The following is a 20,020-nucleotide window of genomic DNA, read 5'->3' as shown; positions in this document are numbered from 1 at the left end:
TTTTTAGCCAACATATTGAAGTTTATTTTCTTGCTTGATGATTTCATCAATTGTGGCTCCACCTAAGCAAACATCGCCATCGTAAAATACAACAGCTTGCCCTGGAGTGATTGCACGTTCTGTATTCTCAAAATCTACACGTACTTTTCCATTATCAAGTAAAGTAACTTTAACATTACTATCCTTTTGACGATAACGGAACTTGGCCGTACACGTAAAGCTCTCTTTTATTTCTGCTTCATTAATCCAGTTAATGTCGGTAGCAATTAATGCATCAGAATATAAATAATCATTCGAGTATCCTTGTTCAACATAAAGAATATTTTCCTTTAAGTTCTTTCCAACTACAAACCATGGATCACCTTCTCCACCTATGCCTAGCCCTTGACGTTGTCCAATTGTATAGTACATTAATCCATCATGCTTGCCCTTAACAATGCCATCCAAGGTTTGCATTTCCCCAGGTTGTGCAGGTAAATATTCGCTTAAAAATTGCTTGAAATTACGTTCACCGATAAAGCATATTCCGGTAGAATCTTTCTTCGTCGCTGTTACTAGTCCAGCTTCTTTTGCAATTTCACGTACTTTTGATTTCGGCATATGTCCCAATGGGAACATTACCTTACTAAGTACATCTTCAGATAATTGATTTAAGAAATATGTTTGATCCTTATTGTCATCTACTCCGCGTAACATTTGTGTATGTCCGTCAACTTCTCTTACTTGTGCATAATGCCCTGTTGCCAGGTAGTCTGCACCAAGCGATAATGCATGGTCTAGAAATGCCTTGAATTTAATTTCTTTATTACACATTACATCTGGATTTGGCGTTCTGCCAGCTTTGTATTCATCTAAAAAATAAGTAAATACCTTATCCCAATATTCCTTCTCAAAATTAACCGAATAATACGGGATATCGAGTTGATTACATACTCGTACAACATCATCAAAATCCTCAGTTGCAGTACAAACTCCAAATTCGTCAGTATCATCCCAGTTCTTCATAAAAATTCCAACAACATCATATCCTTGTTCCTTAAGTAATAATGCTGCGACTGATGAATCAACCCCACCACTCATTCCTACGACAACACGTATGTCTTTATTATCCTTCATTATTTTCACTTTCCTTTTTTATTAATCTTTTAATGATCTTTGCAACTCGCTCTGCGGCTTCTTTCACATTCTCCGTTGTATTAAAAATCCCAAAACTAAAGCGAATTGAATTCGTTGTGCAAGGATTATTCTCTCCAAACATGGCTGTTAATACATGGGAAGGTTCCACACTGCCTGCCGTACATGCACTGCCACTGGAAGCCGCAATTCCATCTAAATCAAAGTTCGTCAGCATTTGCTCCACATTTGCTCCTGGGAAACTAATATTTACAATTGAAGCGATTTGTTCTGAACTTTCCCCGTTCACTTGAAATTCCACACTATGATTTCTTAATTCATCTAAAAATAATTGTTTATACTGCTGATAGTCTGCCTCTCGCTCTGCTTTATGCTCAATTGCCAGCTCCACTGCTTTTTGGAAACCAACAACACTTACAATATTCTCTGTTCCAGCACGACGCTTGCGCTCTTGTTCCCCACCGAACTGTAAAGGATTCATTTTAACATGCTCCTCAGCATATAAAAAACCAATTCCTTTAGGACCATTAATTTTATGAGAGGATACTGTGAGTAAATCAATATGGCTTACCTTTACATCGATATCAATTAAACCAAAAGCCTGAACTGCATCTGTATGGAAATAAGCTTGATGGTCTTTTAACAGCTCGCCTATTTCTTTGATAGGTTGAATTATTCCTGTTTCATTATTTACATACATAATGGAGACTAGAATTGTTGCATCGGTTAATGCAGCTTGTAAATCCTTTATATCTACTTTTCCATTTTGATTAACTGGTAAATAGGTTACATCAAATCCTTGTTTCTCCAGATATTCTGCTGTGTGTAATACAGCATGATGTTCCTGAGCGCTTGTAATAATATGATTCCCTTTGTCACGGTTTGCTAACGCTGTGCCAATCAATGCAAGATTATCAGCTTCCGTTCCACCGCTTGTATAGATAATTTCTTTCTCGTTAGCATGAATGCTTTTTGCCATTACTCGTCTTGCAGCATCAAGATGTTGTCTTGCCTTTCGACCGAATGAATGGACACTTGAAGGATTGCCAAATGTTTCTTTATATACCGGAAGCATTGCTTCGATGACTTCATTGCTCATTGGCGTTGTTGCTGCGTGATCCAAATATATTGGTTCCATTTCTATTCGTCCTTTCGTATAATGCGAATTATTTAATAGGTTGTAATTGAAAAGTTTTTTAAAAGTAATGGATAGTTAATATAAAGTGCGAACTAGGTGTAATGTTGATTTTCGCTGCGGACAGTCGCTTTCCGCGGGCAACGCTTCAGCTCAATCATAAAAAGATTACTTCCGATGTATCTTTAGCCGTTGCAATACTCGTAGGAGTCTCCTGTCCTCCGCTACAATCCACAGCAATTGTTAGTGCATTTACTACTCCTATATCAATAGTTTTTGCACAGGACCCAGCGGAAGAAATACACGGAGACTCCTGCGGGAGGAAAGGCCTCGGTGAGACTCTGAAGTGCATTAGCACGAAGAGGCTCACCAGCCGCCCGCGGAAAGCGTAGTGTATTTCTGGAGCGACCGGAAAGGAAGTAAATATCATTACTATTTAGGTTCAAACTTTATCTAGTATCCACAACCAATTTGGATATAGACCTATATATAAAACATATAAGCGTCTTGTGGTTCGTCGCTGTCGTGATTTGCGAGAGTCTCTAGTGTTGTATTGTCTAGTACATTTTTAATTGCATCTCGTATTTTCATCCAGAGTGCTTGTTGTGCTGGTTTTTCTTCTTCAATACCTTCAACAATTGTTATCGGTCCTTCGAGCACACGAATAATATCACCAGCAGTGATTTCCTTACCTTCCTTTGCTAAAACGTAGCCACCATAGGCTCCTCTGATACTCTTGATTAAACCGGCATTTCTTAGTGGAGAAGCAAGTTGTTCTAAATAATGCTCGGATAAATCATTTTCTTTCGCAATTGCCTTTAATGACATAGGACCTCCACCATGATTCTTCGCTAATTCAATCATAATCGTTAATCCATAACGTCCTTTAGTTGATATTTTCATTTTGTGCACCTCTATTTTACGACACATGAAATCATGTATCGACGAATTCATTTTTAATACTTGATATTATAGCATGAATAGCATGCTTCTTGCATTTAACCTGAATTGGAATTAAGCTTAAATATAATATTATAAATAAAGGACGATAAAAATGAAACTAAAACCACTCGCATTTCGAATGAGACCTGACCATATTAATGAAATCATTGGACAAGAGCATCTTGTTGGCGAAGGGAAAATATTAAATCGGATGGTTCAGGCAGAGCAACTCGCTTCAATGATTCTCTTTGGCCCTCCTGGCACAGGAAAGACATCGATGGCAACAGCATTAGCAAAAAGCTTAGGATTACGAGTAAAAATGCTAAATGCAGTAACAGATAAAAAGAAAGACATGGAAATAGTTGTGGAAGAAGCGAAGATGATGGGAAATATTGTACTAATTCTTGATGAAGTACATCGCTTAGATAAAGCTAAACAAGACTTTCTTCTACCCCATTTAGAAAATGATTTAATCACTTTAATCGGATGTACTACGAGTAATCCATACCATTCGATTAACCCTGCCATTCGTAGTCGCTGTCATCTATTTGAATTACATGCGTTAACACCAGAAAATGTGAAGACTGCTTTAGTCAGAGCCATTAAGGATGAAGAAAATGGCTACGGCAAACAGGAGATTAGTATCACAGATGAAGCATTGGATCACTTTTCCAGTACTGCAAATGGGGATATGCGTTCAGCATTGAACGGACTAGAACTGGCTATCTCCTCCACACCTAAGGATCAAGATGACGAAGTTGTGATTGACCTGGAGACAGCGGAAGAATGTATGCAAAAGAAAAGCTTTTCACATGATAAAAACGGTGATGCACATTATGATGTCTTATCTGCCTTTCAAAAATCAATTCGCGGAAGTGATGTTGATGCAGCACTCCATTATTTAGGACGATTAATTGAGGCCGGTGATTTAGATAGTATTGGAAGAAGAATGGTAGTTATTGCTTATGAAGATATTGGTCTTGCAAATCCTCAAGCAGGTCCACGTGCATTAGCAGCAATTCAAGCTGCAGAAAGACTTGGTTTCCCTGAGGCACGAATTCCACTAAGTGTTGCAATCATTGAGTTATGCCTCTCGCCTAAATCAAATACTGCATACAAGGCGCTTGATGCAGCATTAGCAGATATTAGGAGTGGAAAGACTGGTGATATACCAGCACACCTTAAAGATTCTCACTATCAAGGCGCAAGCAGTCTTGGACGCGGAGTTGGTTATAAGTATCCACATGATTATGAAGGAGGCTGGATAAGCCAGCAATATTTACCAGACTCTATAAAAAACAAACACTATTATAATCCTAAAAACACGGGAAAATTTGAACAAGCTATCAAACAAGTGTACGAAAAAATTAATAAAGATAAAGCCAACCATGTATAAAACTATTCCAAGCGGTAACAATATTTATAGAGATTGTAATAAATAGGGTTTTTCACCTAGATAGATAGGACAATCGATGATTAACGATTAGTAGTTTCCTACCATTCGTTAATCAAGAGATATGAAGAACTAAAGTGATGCTGCGATGGAAAAGGAGTTGAATGGATTGGTTAAGGTTAGACAAGATGCATGGTCACATGAAGATGATCTATTATTAGCAGAAACAGTTTTACGCCACATTCGTGAAGGAAGCACACAATTGAATGCTTTTGAAGAAGTTGGCGACAAATTAAACCGTACCTCTGCTGCTTGTGGATTTAGATGGAATGCTGAGGTAAGAATGAAGTATGATAGTGCAATTGATTTAGCAAAAAGGCAACGGAAAGAAAAGAAACGGGCAATTGCAAAACAGGTACAGAAAACAAGGAATCCGGTTATTTCGCTGCCACCCACACCGGCCTACGAGGAATATAGTGAACGAGAAGAGCAAAGTACGTTAATAATTGAAGAAGCAGTACCAACGATTTCAATGGATATGGTGATTCAATTTTTACATGAGGTCAAGAAAGACTACTATGCTTCCAATCAATCAAAAGTATCACTAGAAAGTGCCCATAAAGAGAATACATTATTAAAGGAAGAAATTAAAAAACTAGAAAAACAATTAACAGAAACAGAAACACAACTTGCTACTATCCAAGAAGATTATCAAGCATTTATTCAAATCATGGATCGAGCAAGAAAAATGACGGTACTTGATGATCAAGGAAGTATGAAAGCACCAACATTCCGCATGGATAAAAACGGCAACTTGCAACAGCTGGCACATGGGTCAAATTAAGAGCAGAACTTCAATTTGGCAGATTAGCGCTTTCTACATTATATTTAAATAATATCCAGGGCATAGCAAAACAGATTACGATTAATCTATACCGCAACATATATCATATTATAAATAATAAAAAACTGACTAGCGCTAGTCAGTTTTTTATTTATGTATCGCTTACTCCCGATTATGCCGTCTATTTTTGAGTTTTGATCCCGCTTTTGGCAGGTGGGTGCTATGTTTTATGTTTATTATACTTCCCCATTTGTGTTAGGGGCATGTATGCACCATAAAAACGATTTTAGAAGCTCCCAAGTAATTAGTTGTTCGGTCAAAATACTTTTAATAAACGAACACATCAGGATTAAGCATCATTTCTCTTTTGTAAATTTATCTTAACATATAAATGTTATTTTTTCAATATTTAAAAATATATTTTTTTCGATTACATTTATTTCTTTCCCTTAACAGATGGAAGTATTAGTCATTTACCTTAGCTAATTGAATAGCTAGTTCTTGTAACTGTGCATCGCTTACCTCACTAGGTGCATCTGTAAGTAAATCCGATGCAGAAGCTGTTTTAGGGAATAGAATGGTATCACGTAAATTCGTTCTGCCTGCAAGCAACATAATCATTCTATCTAAGCCAAGTGCTACCCCTCCATGTGGTGGTGCACCGAATTCTAAGGCTTCTAATAGGAAGCCAAATTGCTCTTTTGCTTCTTCCTCAGAGAAGCCTAACACTTTAAACATCTGATCCTGCTGTTCCTTCTTATGATTACGGATTGATCCCCCACCTAATTCATATCCGTTTAACACTAGGTCATATGCGTTTGCACGAACACTTCCAGGGTCTGCTTCTAATTTATCCATATCCCCAATAACTGGAGATGTAAATGGATGGTGTGCAGCGAAGTATCTTCCTAATGCTTCATCATATTCTAGTAAAGGCCAGTCCGTTACCCACAGGAAATTAAATTTAGATTCATCGATTAGGTTTAATTGTTTCCCTAGCTTTAGGCGAAGCGCTCCTAAACTATCATAAACAACCGCATTCTTATCTGCTACAAATAATAATAGGTCGCCATCAGTAGCATCAGCACGTGTTACTAATCCCTGTTTTTCTTCTTCTGTTATGAATTTGGCAATTGGTCCCTTTAATTCGTCGCCTTCTACTTTTAACCATGCAAGTCCCTTCGCATTATATACTTTAACGAAATCGGTTAGCTTATCAATTTCTTTACGGGAGAAGTTTGCTGCCTCGCCCTTTACGTTTAATAATGCAACCTTGCCGCCGGATTCAATTGCGCCTTGGAACACTTTAAACGTCGATTTCGCCAAAATTTCGGAAACATGAATAAGCTCAAGTCCAAATCTTGTATCTGGTTTATCCGAACCAAAACGGTCCATCGCTTCGTCATAAGGCATTCTTGGGAGTGGTAATTCGATATCAATTTGCTTTACTTCTTTGACTACCTGTTGCATCATTCTTTCTGTCATTTCCATAATTTCATCACTCGTCATAAACGATGTTTCGATATCGATTTGTGTAAATTCTGGTTGACGGTCTGCACGCAAGTCTTCATCTCGGAAACAACGAGCAATTTGGTAATATTTTTCAAAACCACTCATCATTATTAACTGTTTAAATAATTGTGGTGATTGTGGCAAAGCATAGAATTCACCAGGATGTACACGACTAGGTACTAAATAATCTCTCGCACCCTCAGGTGTACTTTTCGTTAAGATTGGTGTTTCCATTTCTAAGAATCCTTCACCATCTAAAAATTTGTGAATTGCTTGCGTTGTCTTATGACGAAGTTTAAAGGTTTCTTGTAATGGTGCTCTTCTTAAGTCTAAATAACGATATTTAAGTCGCAAATCTTCTGATACATCTGTCTCATCTTGGATTGCAAATGGTGGCGTCTTTGCCTTGTTTAATATAGTAATTGCTGAAGCCATAACCTCAATCTTACCGGTTTCCATTAATGGATTAATGGTAGACTCATCCCGTGACACAACAACACCACTAATTTCAACAACATATTCAGAGCGTATTTTCTCAGCGACTTCCAAAGCCTCTTTCGAATTATCTGGGTTAAATACAATTTGCACAAGTCCTGATTTATCACGAAGATCAATAAAAATTAATCCACCTAAATCTCGACGCTTTTGTACCCAACCTTTAAGTAGAACTTCTTGATCAATATTCGTATCTGTAAGTGTTCCTGCTAAAATTCGTTCACTCATGTCTGCTGCCTCCCTGAAGTTTTGCTTTTACTGTTTCTACTAATTGTGCGAAAGGTACTTCGATCTGTTCCCCTGTATCCATTTGTTTCAGCATCACCACTTGCTTGTTAATTTCTTCCTCACCTAAAATGAGAACAAGCTTTGCCTTGTAACGGTCAGCAGCTTTAAATTGACCTTTCATTTTACGTTCTTGATAATCTTTATCAACCTGAATTCCGTTAGCACGTAATTCATGGACGATTCTTACTGCTTCTCTATTTGTTTCTTCCCCTACTGCTACAAGGAAACAATCGAGTCTATCCTCAATTGGAATTTCAATATTCTCGGCTTCGAGTGCCATCAACAAACGCTCAAGTCCCATTCCAAATCCAATTCCTGGTGTATTTGGTCCACCCAATTCTTCAATAAGACCATTATAGCGTCCACCACCGGCAAGGGTTGTGATTGCACCGAATCCTTCTGCCTCACTCATAATTTCAAATGCCGTGTGATTGTAATAATCCAGCCCACGAACTAAATTAGGATCTACAACATATTCAATGTCCATCGCTGTAAGATAATCCTTCACCTTTGAAAAATATTCCTTCGATTCTTCATTTAAGTAATCTAAAATCGATGGAGCGGTTTTCATTGATGGATGATCCTTATCCTTCTTACAATCCAATATGCGTAACGGATTCTGTGTTAATCTTAGTTGACAGTCTGCACATAATTCCTCTTTATGAGGGGTAAAGTGTTCAACGAGCGCCCTGCGGTGATTATCTCGACTTTCTTTATCGCCTAAAGAGTTAATGACTAGCTTCAATGACTTTAATCCAAGTGAGCGATAACTTGTCATTGCTAAGTCAATTACTTCCGCATCGATTGCTGGATCTGCACTTCCCAATACCTCTACACCAAACTGATTCAACTGACGCATTCTTCCTTTTTGCGGACGTTCGTAGCGAAACATTTGTGCAAAATAATACAATTTTACAGGTTGGTTTGCTTCACCAAATAATTTATTTTCAACGTAAGCTCTAGAAACAGCCGCCGTTCCTTCTGGTCTAAGCGTTAAACTTCTACCACCACGATCCTCAAAGGTATACATTTCTTTTTGAACAATATCTGTTGAATCACCAACCCCTCGTTGGAATACTTCTGTATGTTCAAATAATGGTGTGCGAATTTCTTCAAAATGGAAAGTATCACAAATACTTTTTATTTTTGATTCAACATATTGCCATTTCTTAGCATCTTTTGGCAACGTATCTACTGTACCTCTTGGCGCTTTTAAACTCATGCCTAATACCTCCTAAGTAAGCTCAGTTACATTTATTTACATTAGTACAACTAGGATAGTAACCTAGTACATTGGACTAAACCCTAGTTTTTATAAGAAACCATGTTTCATTTCCTTATATGTAAGCACAAAAAAACCCTCATCCCCTTAAAGAAGGGACGAGAGTTTACCCGCGTTGCCACCCTAGTTGATACTTATTCGTATCCGCTCTACACAGTTAACGCCTGCAAAACGTTTATACCTACTCAGTTTCGATATAAATCCTAAGGATCGTCTTTCATTAGGCCATCCTGCATAGGTGCTCTCAGCAATTGCATCTACTCTCTTTGCATTTGGTTTCTAATTACTTTATCCCTCAACGGTTTATTGTAATTAACATTAAATTATAATTCATTATTATTAAGTCTAATAACTGGATTGTCTATATATTAATCTAAAGCGGCTAGGAAAGTCAAGTTCGATTTATTTTTTTCTTTAAGCTTTTCACTTCACTAGCAGTAATCCCTAATTCTTCTGCTATTTCCAAACGATTCGCCTGGTCAGATTGTTCCATAAATTGATGAAGGTTTACACCAAATATGTCCTTGTCATTCACTGATTTCCAATGTTTATCATGTAAGCGCACTATCGATTCCTCCTATTTTAGAAAACTTGGTTGCACTTATGTAGTGAGAAAGCTTTATACTTTCTAGTCAAGATATACAAACTTCTACCTATAGCTTTGCCTAAATCGAGAAATTTTATTATACTGTTTATAAAGTTTTATTCTAGATTGGCGGGAGGATTTTTTTTGAAGTTAAAACGATATATGGTCCCTTTCCTTACTGTAATCATGATTTCAATGTTGTTTTCAAATGACGTACAAGCTAAGGAAGCGTTTATAAATGAGGATAATTTAAATGTCCGCAGTGGACCTGGAACAGAATATAAACCTGTAGGACAAGCTAGTGCTGGTGAAGCATACCCGATTGTTCAACAGCAAGAAGAATGGGTAGAAATCCAATTAGAATCTGGAACTGGCTGGGTAACAACTGAGTTTATTACGATAAATGGAGAAATAGAGGAAACTAATACAGAGCACTCTGTGAAGTCGATTACAGTTCAGCATGATAATACACCATTGCGAGATGGTCCTGCAACATCGTATGATATTGCCCATTTAGCAAAAAAAGGTACAGAATATGAGGTTATTTCTGAAACAGATGATTGGTATGAAATTAGTAATGACGATCAAACAGGATATATATTCAAACCCTTGCTTAACAAGAATGAAGCTTCCGGAAACCACAGTTTTCGCAATAAAACGATAGTCATTGATGCAGGTCATGGTGGCCACGATGTTGGTGCAATTGGTGCAACAGGAACATACGAAAAAGATTTCGCGTATTTTACAGCTTCAGAATTAGAAAAGGAGCTTACCTCACTCGGTGCAAACGTACTATTAACAAGACCAGAGGATGATTTTATTTCCCTTGCAAGTCGATCAAGCTATGCAAACTACGAAGACACTGACGCCTTTATCAGCCTTCATTATAATAGTTTTCCTGAACAACCAACCGTATCTGGAGTGGAAACCTATTATTATTATGATCAGTATGAGAGCCTTGCAACCTATATTCAACAAGGAATTATTAATGCCACTAATAACGAAGATCGTGGGGCAAGTCAAGGTAATTTCTATGTAATTAGACAAACACTTAAACCAGCGGTATTAATTGAACTAGGATTTATCTCTAATAAAGAAAAGGAAGCTCAACTGCAAACTACTGTATATCAAAGAAATTTAGTATCAGGCATTGTGGAAGGAATAGGAAAATATTTCTCTGAGCAATAAAGCAGGTTGCAATTCAATTTTTAGTAGATAAGTTGCTTACGAATCGACTACACTAGATTTGTAATTAGTCTATCAATATTAAAGCGGGCATCAATTACAATAAGACTAATTAATGTCAAAAGTAAAAACAGGAATGTGATGACGACTAAAGCCATCCCATTCCTGTTTTATTTTTCTTTACTATCTATTATCAGCGTTACTGGTCCGACGTTTGTAAATTGAACATCCATCATAGCTCCAAATTCCCCAGTTTCTACCTTTACACCTGCTTCACGCACCTTAATATTAAATGTTTCATACAATTCGTTGGCATAGTTAGGCTTTGCAGCTTGCATAAAGTTGGGTCTTCTCCCTTTTCGCGTATCGCCATACAACGTAAACTGAGAGATGGATAATATACTCCCACCTACATCGAGTATGGAATGGTTCATTTTCTCATTTTCATCCTCAAAAATACGTAGGTGAACAATTTTGTTCACTAAGTATGTTACATCTTCAATCGTATCATCATGCGTTACACCAATAAGAACAACAAATCCTTCGTCAATCTTACCGATTATTTCTTTATCTACGGTAACACTAGCATTTCTTGCTCGTTGAACTACTGCTTTCATTACTAATAACTCCTTATTACAATTACTTCTTAATAACGGGGTTGCTGTTAGTCATCCCTTAAAAAATACGTTGTTTTTCGTATGATTATTTATTTATCGTAAGAGAATAATATTTTGTTCTGACACACCACCCCAGCGAAGTGTATTTCCGAAGCTACTGGCCCGAGAACATTAAATATCCTAATGCACCGTTCTCGTTACAGAGTATACATCTTTGATTTGTTTAATCCGTTCGACGACTTTGCGCAGATGGCTCTTATTGTGAATAAGAATCGTAATCTGGATAATTGCCATCTTATTCCTGTCTGATTTACCATTTACATGTGTTAGATTGGTCTTCATTTCTGTAACAGCCTGTAACACCTCATTAAGTAACCCTCGACGATCGAATGCTGTTACTTCTAAATCAACATGGTACTGCAGATTATCTGTTTGCACATTTTCCCATTCTACTTTTAAATAGCGCTCTTTCGCTTCCTCCGTTTGCACATTCGGGCAATCAGCACGATGGACGGAAACACCTCTACCCTTTGTAATATAGCCAAGAATTTCATCTCCTGGTACTGGATTACAACATTTGGCTAACCGAATGAGTAAATTATCAACGCCCTCTACACGAACACCAGAATCTCTTTTCTGTGGTTTATTAATAGTAACATCCGTTTTTACTTCTTCAATCGTCTTCTCAAGATCTTGTTCCTCTTGCTGTGACTGACGAATTTTATCTGTAAGCCTCGTTGCAACTAAAGCTGCAGTTATTCCTTGGTAGCCAACAGCGGCAAACATATCTTCTTCTCCTGAAAAATTAAATCGTTCAAAAATCCGCTGCAAATTATCTGCTGTTAATACATCTTTTGGCTCAATATGCAATGCTCGTATTTCTTTCTCTACAGCCTCCTTACCTTTTACAATATTTTCTTCTCTGCGTTGCTTTTTAAAATATTGCTTTATTTTACTTTTTGCTTGGGTTGTTTGCGTCATTTTTAGCCAGTCCTGAGATGGGCCATAAGAGTGATTAGAAGTAACTACTTCAATGATATCACCGTTTTTCAACTTATAGTCTAGTGGTTCCATTTTCCCATTTATCTTGGCACCGATAGTTTTATTCCCTATTTCCGTATGAATCTTATAGGCAAAATCTAGTGGGATTGAACCTGCCGGAAGCTCGATTACGTCACCTTTAGGAGTAAATACGTAAACCATATCTGAAAATAAATCAACTTTTAATGATTCAATAAACTCTTCAGCATCATGAGAATCTGTTTGCCATTCTAGTATCTCTCTGAACCATGTGAGTTTTTCTTCAAATGATTTAGTTCCACCTTTAACCTGTTTACCTTCCTTATACGCCCAGTGTGCTGCAATCCCGTATTCAGCGATTTCATGCATCTCTTTCGTTCGTATTTGTACCTCTAATGGATCCCCTTTAGGACCGATTACTGTCGTATGCAAGGATTGGTATAAATTCTGTTTTGGCATAGCTATATAATCTTTGAATCTTCCTGGCATTGGTTTCCAGTTCGTATGAATAATTCCAAGGACCGCATAGCAGTCTTTAATACTAGATACAATAATCCGGATAGCTAGTAAATCGTATATTTCATTAAACTGCTTATTTTGTTTAGTCATTTTCTGATAAATACTATATAAATGCTTCGGTCTTCCAGACATTTCCGCTTCAATGTTTACTTCATCAAACTGTTTATTTAACTCTTCAACAACTTCCTTAATATACGATTCTCTTTCTCCCCGCTTTTGCTTCATTAATTGAACAATACGGTAATATTGCTGTGGATTCAAGTATCGTAATGCGGTATCTTCTAATTCCCATTTAATTGTTGAGATACCAAGGCGATGTGCTAATGGGGCAAATATTTCGAGAGTCTCATTTGAAATTCTACGCTGCTTCTCAGGTGGTAAGTGTTTTAATGTCCGCATATTATGCAATCGATCCGCAAGTTTTATTAGAATAACACGAATATCCTTTGCCATTGCTACAAACATTTTACGATGATTTTCTGCTTGCAACACTTCTTTTGATTTATATTTAATTTTCCCTAATTTCGTAACACCATCAACGAGCATTGCAACTTCTGGATTAAATGCTTCTTCTAAATCTACTAAAGTAACATCAGTGTCCTCAACTACATCATGTAAAAATCCCCCAGCAATCGTTTCAGCATCCATTTCTAGATTAGTAAGAATGCCAGCAACTTGTACAGGGTGAATAATATAAGGTTCGCCAGACTTTCTAAATTGCTCACTATGAGCATTCTTTGCAAAATCATACGCACGTTGAATAAACGCAATATCTTCTGCGATTAAATACTTGCTTGCAAGCTGAATGATATCTTCAATCGTTATAATTTCATCTTTTGCCATATAATCACCTTTATAATGTATCTTGGTATGTTTAGAAAATGTCGAATAATGTTTTTTCTCGTTTTAAGACAAATAAGTGCATTTATTAAATATTTCAATTATATGCTTTTCCTTATTACATGTCCATTTATAACATGAATTTGTTTAAATTTCTAACTAATTTCCGATTAGATTTTCCACCTATTTTCCAGATATAGGAAACTCTTTAGGAGCAAAACAAATCGATGGTGTCTTCACAGGATAATGATGGATGCCTCTCGCTAGTCGCAAGATGCAGCGCCTCTTCAATCCCGGGTAACAAAATTCAGTTCTTCGATAAGTTCTAATTCTATAATAATAGGCCTGACTTCTGCCAGACCTGTTTTTCATCTTTTTATTTGTAGCTAAGTAATGTTAGCACATCATAATTCTTTAGCTTTTCCAGACCATCAAGGTATCCAAGTTCAACTAAAAATGCGCAACCAACAACAATACCGCCTAATTGCTCAACTAATTTAATCGTTGCTTCAATTGTACCGCCTGTTGCAAGTAAATCGTCCGTAATTAATACACGTTGCCCTGGTTTAATTGCATCCTTATGAATCGTTAACACATTTTGACCATACTCTAAACCATAATCCACTTTAATTACTTCACGCGGTAGCTTTCCTTCTTTTCTAACAGGGGCAAAACCAACTTCAAGTGCATAAGAAACCGGACAACCTACAATAAATCCTCGTGCCTCGGGTCCTACAACAATATCAATTTTCTTTTCTTTAGCAAATTCAACGATTTCATCCACTGCTGATTTAAATGCTTTTCCATCATTCATTAGTGGGGTAATATCTTTAAAGCTGATTCCTTCTTTCGGATAATCCTTTACTATTTCAATATATTTATTATAATCCATTTGTTACTTCCTCCTTAGGTCTTTCAACACGATTCATACAGCTTTCAAACCATGCTTTTAATTGCTCATAATTTGAATAGTACAATTCTTTTTCTATTTTAATTTGGTTTAAACGCTCTTTATATGACGGTGCTTCACTCAAATCCTTTTTATCTGGATTCGGACTTACATGCACCACACCATTTTCTATTTTAACAAATCCTAATTCTAAAAACACCTTTGAAATAAAGATAATCCTTTCTTTCGTCCAGCCCTTTGCATTCATGATCATTTGCATTTCTTGTTTCAGATCTAACGTTTTTCGTTTGAGAACAAGTGCATAGAACCAGATAAACTCCTCTCTTGTTGGAAAGGCAGTTAAATAAGTGCTGTTCTCAATATTAAAGCATACATGAATATTCTTTGGTTTAGTTTTTTGAATGATTTCTTTTAATTGGGCTTCATTCGTAGGTAAATCATAGATATATAATACATCTGTTTTCTGTAACTCTTCAATATCCGTTTCATAAGTGATCTGAGATGCATTTAGATGGACGGGCTGAGCTTCATTTGCTAACACAGTAATCAATTCATTTATATGGGGAAAAGTTTCTATTTTCTTTTTCCCTCGCTGATCATATAATTGCCATTCTTCTATCTTCATATCCTGCAGCACAATTTGTGCCTTTCTATTGCCATTCCACTCATTAATTCCTAATTCACCAACCACAGTTAATGGAGTGTGGGGCGTAATATAAGTGTGCAGGTCTCCCATGCTAAATCCTATCCCTTCCACCTGAACATCATCTTCTTTGAAAAGTAATTTCAGATGGTTTTTCTTAGCACCTATTTGTCGTACATCAGCAGGAATTTCTTTAATTGCAAAAACTGGCTTTGGATTACTCATTCCAAAAGGTGCCAACCGATTTATTTCATCAACAAGCGTTTCGTTTATTTCAGAAAGCTGTAGCATGGCATTTACTTCTATTACTTGCTTAAAATCATCCTCACTAAGCGCTTCATGAATAAATTCGTTTAAGTTTTCTTGAATAACAGCAACATTTTCTGCCGGCAATGTCATCCCTGCCGCTTGTGCGTGCCCACCAAAATGAGTGAATAGATCCCGTATCTTCATACAATTCTTAAATAAGTCGAAAGCAGGAATACTTCGTGCAGAGCCTTTTACTTCATTAGTACCCTGCTTCTCTGTTAAAACGATAGCTGGTCGATCATATTTACGAACTAATTTGGATGCTACAATTCCTAACACACCTTCATTCCATCCTGCTTTCTGGGCGATAATGACACCATCAGGCTGATCTTGTACCATTGCTTCCGCTTCTTTAACTATTTGGTTAACAATTTCCTGCCTTTGTATATTTATTCCTTGTATTTCCAGAGCCATTTCTTCTGCTAGTACTGGATCATCTGTCATTAAAAGCTGGACCGCGAGATCTGCGTCCTGTAATCTTCCTACTGCATTTAATCTAGGACCGATTAAAAAACCTACATCTTCTTCGGTTACATTACCTTCAATCTTACAAACTGCTTTTAATGCTCTAATTCCGGGATTTTTTGTAATCGTAAGGGCATGTAATCCATAATATGCGAAAATCCGATTCTCATCCACTAATGGCACCATATCGGCTATTGTTCCAATTGCAACAAGGTCAAGTAAATGTTTCGGAAAATATCCTAGTATTTGTTCAGCAAATTTAAATGCAACTCCTACACCAGCGAGCTCATCAAACGGGTAATCTGGAGAGCATTTCGGATGAAGAATTGCATATGCATCAGGTAATTCAGTTTGAACTTCATGGTGGTCAGTTATGATTAGGTCAATTCCTAACTGTTTGGCGATACTAGCTTCATGTACAGCTGCAATTCCGGTATCTACCGTAATGATAACTTTATAGCCTTTTTCATGTGCATCAATAAATGCTGCTTCATTAGGACCATATCCTTCAGTGAATCGATTTGGAATATAGTAGTCACAATCTGCCCCTAGTTCCTCTAATGCCTTTAGCATCACTGTTGTTGAGCTTACACCATCGGCATCGTAATCTCCAAAAACAAGAACCTTTTCATTCATAGAAATTGCTTGATGCACACGTTCTGCAGCTTTTTCGATCGAAGTTATATTTATTGGATAGTGTAGATTTTTAATATCAGGTGATAGAAATTGATTCGCTGCTTCTGCAGTCGTAATACCTCTTTGAGCAAGGAGTTCCCCAACTACTGGCGTAATCCCTGTAAGGTCATTTATCATTCTTTCATTACTACCTAATGGCTTAAATTGCCAATTTGCTTTACTTTGTAACATAAATTCACCCCTGACCTTTCTATTATACTAGAGAGTATCAGGGGTAGCAAATGAATATATTATGAACAAAAGCGGAAGCGGCCGCTTAGAGACGTGCGGACTGGACTGAACCGTAGGAGATAAAGGAAACTCTTTGGGAGTGCAAGCGAATCGATGTTGACTTATTGTACGGAGGTGAGGGAAGTCTCGCTAGGAGCACGGGCCCAGGAGCTTGACGTGGCCTTTCTTGTTACAAGGATTAAAATAGGGAATTTTTATGCTTTCGGTCAATAATATTAAAAAAATTTCAAGAACGGTCATAGAAACAAATTATGATAACTAATCGTTGTGCTCTGTTGGTTCCATTTTGATAATACCACTGTCCTCAAGCTGTTTACTCATTTGTTGGTTTTTTACTTTTAACATCTTAATTGTTTTTTGCAGCTGATAAATTCTAACTAACCCTGCTGCTGCTGTAATAATTCCACCCATTAATACAGAAAACAAAATTACTAAAATAAGTGGAGATTCTCCTGACCAGAATATATAATTCACTTCTACCGATTCGACGTTCATCACTGCAAATACTGCTACAATAATAACTAAAACAATTGCTAAAATAACATATGTCTGACCTTTCATCTTACTTCCTCCATTTCCTCAACTTTCTTTATTGGTATATATTTTATTTGTTAGATTTTACTTTTTCCAATTCTATTTAAACAAAAAGATAACCCCTTGTCACGTATTTATCATAACAAGGAGCTATCTGTTTAAACTTGTGGACCATCAATCCGTTTTTTAACCTTATATTCGATTGGCTTACTTTGAATAGTTTTACCTCGCCAAATCAGCCATAATTGTGGTGCGATAAACAGGGATGAATAAACCCCGATAATGAGTCCAATTAGCATGGCAAATGCAAAGCCACTAATCGCCGGAGCTCCTACGAATAGGAAGACAACAACACCGAAGATCGTAGTGATAGCGGTATTCATCGTTCTTGTAATCGATTGGACAACACTGCGGTTGACGACTGCCTCTAATTGCTTAAATGTTGTAATCCGTTTTTCATTCCGTATATTCTCTCGAAGTCTGTCAAATATTACAACGGTATTATTAATCGTATTCCCTACAATTGTTAGGATCGCGGAAACGATGATTAAATCAAATTCTAACTGGGTAATACTGAATACCGCCAGAATGATAAAAGCATCATGTATTAAAGTAATAACCGATGTGACAGCCGAATAAAATTCAAATCGAATCGTTACATAGATAATCATAAATACTGCAGCAATTGCAACAGCATAGATTGCATTTTTAACTAGTTCTTGTCCAACAATCGGTGAAACAACACTGACCGTTGGGGCGTTTCCATATTTATCGCTAAAATGCTGTTGCACTTCTTTTACGTCCGTATCCGAAAGCACGGTAGCAAACCGAGTGACAGCAATATCGTTATTATCACCTGATAATACAATCGATTCCGGTTCTAAGGAAAGCTCCTGGAACCCTGCTTCAACTTCTTCAGCAGTTAAACTTGAATCTGATACTACTTCAATTCTAGAACCACTTGTGAAATCAACTCCTGGATTGAATTGCAGGAACACCATGGAAACTGCTCCGACGACAACCATAATTGTAGTAACGGAAAAGAATTTCTTCCGATGTTTTGTGATATTCCAAGTACGATTGAATACCTTAGGCTCGACTGTACTTGTATCAGAAATATCTCGAATGTCTTTCTGTTTTACTGCAAACCAGCTTTTTCGTTTATTTAACAAACCACTCTTTACCCATAATCCTAGCAGTAGTCTAGAACCGTATATATTAGTAATGAAGCTTACAAGAATACTTATGATTAACATCGTTGCGAAACCTTTAACCGAGCTTGTACCAAAGATAAACAGTACTCCTGCAGCAATTAATGATGTAATATTCGAATCTAGAATTGCAGAGAATGAGCTTTTCGATCCTGCTGTAAATGAGGCTTTAACCGATTTGCCAAGTCGGAGTTCCTCTTTAATCCGCTCAAAAGTAATAACGTTCGCATCTACAGCCATCCCTACCCCAAGAATTAACCCGGCAATTCCAGAGAGCGTTAAGACACCATTCATTAACTCGTAAACCAAAAGTACTAAGTATACGTAGAAAATTAAATTGATAACGGCAATTAAGCCCGGGAATCGATAGACAATAAGCATAAATAAAAATATAAATGCTATTCCAATTGCACCTGCGACCATTGTTTGATCAAGTGCTTTTTCTCCAAACTGAGCACCAACGGAATTGGAATAGATTTCTGTCATATGTACTGGAAGTGATCCAGAATTTATGATATCTGCTAATTGTTTTGCTGACTCGACTGTGAAATTACCACTAATCATAACATTGGATGTATTAAGTGTTTCTGATACACGAGGTGCGGAAACAAATTTCTGCTCTGCCTCTGCTTTTTTAACTTCCTCCGCAAATGAATCTCCCTCTTGATAGTCCATCCAAATAACAAGAAGATTATCTGGCACACCCATTGCAGCAATTTTACTTGTAACTTCTGCAAATTTGGATGCATCCTTTAGTTGCAGTGAAACGATTGGCGCATTAGTGTTCGGATCGAAATCCTGTGATGCAGCACCTTCCTTAATATCAAATCCATTAAGTAATTCATTATCATTTACATCGCGGAAAGAAAGCTGTGCTGAAGTAGCAAGCATGTCCCTTGCATCTGCTTGATTATCAACGCCTGCAAGCTCAACACGTATTCGATTTTCTCCCTCTATATTGATTACAGCTTCACTGATCCCTAATCGATTGACACGGTCATTTAATGTCTGAACCGTACCTTCTAATAAAGACTTCGTAACCTCTTGACTTTCATCTACTGGTGTAACTTCATATAGTACTTCAAACCCGCCTTGTAAATCTAAGCCTAAATTAATGTTTTTCGCGACACCTGTTACTGATATTCCAATCGTTCCTAAAAATACTATTACGATTAGGAAAAAAGCAATAATTCTACCTCTGCTTTTCATTTAATGATAATCCTCCCTTA

The 20,020-nt window shown here is 37.1% G+C and carries 15 protein-coding genes, 1 other RNA gene and 1 other annotated feature; of the genes, 3 read left to right on the top strand and 13 right to left on the bottom strand.

From position 1 onward, the window contains the following. Positions 1–3: 3 nt before the first annotated feature. From mnmA to cymR, 3 genes are all read right to left on the bottom strand, one after another. Complete coding sequence (mnmA, locus tag CWR45_RS02185) at positions 4–1,116, bottom strand: tRNA 2-thiouridine(34) synthase MnmA (protein ID WP_115748156.1); 1,113 nt, start codon at positions 1,114–1,116, stop codon at positions 4–6. Next, the gene (locus tag CWR45_RS02180) at positions 1,106–2,272 is read right to left on the bottom strand and encodes a cysteine desulfurase family protein (RefSeq protein WP_115748155.1); all 1,167 of its coding nucleotides are present in this window, start codon (positions 2,270–2,272) and stop codon (positions 1,106–1,108) included. Before CWR45_RS02180 ends, mnmA begins: the two co-directional genes overlap by 11 nt. A 480-nt stretch (positions 2,273–2,752) precedes the next feature. Then, on the bottom strand, positions 2,753–3,172 hold the full coding sequence (gene cymR, locus CWR45_RS02170) for a cysteine metabolism transcriptional regulator CymR (protein WP_115748153.1): 420 nt from the start codon (positions 3,170–3,172) through the stop codon (positions 2,753–2,755). A gap of 151 nt (positions 3,173–3,323) precedes the next feature. On the opposite strand from cymR, the gene CWR45_RS02165 reads away from it, so the two are divergent. Beyond that, entirely contained in the window at positions 3,324–4,607 is a 1,284-nt protein-coding gene (locus CWR45_RS02165) for a replication-associated recombination protein A (protein WP_115748152.1), read from the top strand. Positions 4,608–4,773: 166 nt separating this feature from the next. After that, positions 4,774–5,448, top strand: coding sequence for an RsfA family transcriptional regulator (locus tag CWR45_RS02160; protein ID WP_115748251.1), 675 nt, complete (start codon positions 4,774–4,776; stop codon positions 5,446–5,448). Between the two features lie 161 nt (positions 5,449–5,609). Here the strand turns inward: CWR45_RS02160 and ssrS are convergent. The 4 genes from ssrS to CWR45_RS19680 form a co-directional block, all read right to left on the bottom strand. Beyond that, positions 5,610–5,801, bottom strand: a non-coding RNA gene (gene ssrS / locus CWR45_RS02155) — 6S RNA. A gap of 112 nt (positions 5,802–5,913) precedes the next feature. After that, on the bottom strand, positions 5,914–7,683 hold the full coding sequence (gene aspS, locus CWR45_RS02150; protein ID WP_115748151.1) for an aspartate--tRNA ligase: 1,770 nt from the start codon (positions 7,681–7,683) through the stop codon (positions 5,914–5,916). Next, positions 7,676–8,965, bottom strand: coding sequence for a histidine--tRNA ligase (hisS, locus tag CWR45_RS02145; RefSeq protein ID WP_115748150.1), 1,290 nt, complete (start codon positions 8,963–8,965; stop codon positions 7,676–7,678). Before hisS ends, aspS begins: the two co-directional genes overlap by 8 nt. Before the next feature lie 151 nt (positions 8,966–9,116). Beyond that, positions 9,117–9,333: a binding site (T-box leader), on the bottom strand. Between the two features lie 83 nt (positions 9,334–9,416). After that, positions 9,417–9,590, bottom strand: coding sequence for a hypothetical protein (locus tag CWR45_RS19680; RefSeq protein ID WP_170138767.1), 174 nt, complete (start codon positions 9,588–9,590; stop codon positions 9,417–9,419). 165 nt (positions 9,591–9,755) lie between these two features. Here CWR45_RS19680 and CWR45_RS02140 point away from each other — a divergent pair, with 165 nt between their 5' ends. Next, positions 9,756–10,799, top strand: coding sequence for an N-acetylmuramoyl-L-alanine amidase family protein (locus CWR45_RS02140; RefSeq protein ID WP_245975315.1), 1,044 nt, complete (start codon positions 9,756–9,758; stop codon positions 10,797–10,799). Positions 10,800–10,966: 167 nt separating this feature from the next. On the opposite strand, the gene dtd is transcribed toward CWR45_RS02140, so the two are convergent. The 6 genes from dtd to secDF all read right to left on the bottom strand — a co-directional run bounded on the left by dtd (position 10,967) and on the right by secDF (position 20,000). Further along, positions 10,967–11,413 carry a D-aminoacyl-tRNA deacylase gene (gene dtd, locus CWR45_RS02135; RefSeq protein WP_115748149.1) on the bottom strand — a complete coding sequence of 149 codons (447 nt, stop codon included), beginning with the start codon at positions 11,411–11,413 and terminating at the stop codon, positions 10,967–10,969. Positions 11,414–11,593: 180 nt separating this feature from the next. Beyond that, positions 11,594–13,795 (bottom strand): RelA/SpoT family protein, encoded by a 2,202-nt coding sequence (locus CWR45_RS02130; RefSeq protein ID WP_115748148.1) that lies wholly within the window; start codon positions 13,793–13,795, stop codon positions 11,594–11,596. 373 nt (positions 13,796–14,168) lie between these two features. After that, positions 14,169–14,684: an adenine phosphoribosyltransferase gene (locus CWR45_RS02125; RefSeq protein ID WP_115748147.1), complete on the bottom strand. Its 516-nt coding sequence runs from the start codon at positions 14,682–14,684 to the stop codon at positions 14,169–14,171. Continuing rightward, the gene (recJ, locus tag CWR45_RS02120) at positions 14,674–16,986 is read right to left on the bottom strand and encodes a single-stranded-DNA-specific exonuclease RecJ (protein ID WP_115748146.1); all 2,313 of its coding nucleotides are present in this window, start codon (positions 16,984–16,986) and stop codon (positions 14,674–14,676) included. Before recJ ends, CWR45_RS02125 begins: the two co-directional genes overlap by 11 nt. Before the next feature lie 318 nt (positions 16,987–17,304). Next, a complete protein-coding gene (locus tag CWR45_RS02115; RefSeq protein ID WP_115748145.1) occupies positions 17,305–17,607 on the bottom strand; it encodes a LapA family protein in 303 nt (100 codons plus the stop codon). A 131-nt stretch (positions 17,608–17,738) separates the two neighbouring features. Next, a complete protein-coding gene (gene secDF / locus CWR45_RS02110) occupies positions 17,739–20,000 on the bottom strand; it encodes a protein translocase subunit SecDF (protein ID WP_115748144.1) in 2,262 nt (753 codons plus the stop codon). Positions 20,001–20,020: the final 20 nt, after the last annotated feature.

This window comes from Oceanobacillus chungangensis, assembly GCF_003369565.1.
Classification (GTDB): Bacteria; Bacillota; Bacilli; order Bacillales; family Amphibacillaceae; genus Oceanobacillus; species Oceanobacillus chungangensis.
The sequence above is the reverse complement of the archived record's forward strand: the minus strand, read 5'-3'. Positions and strand labels throughout refer to the sequence as shown.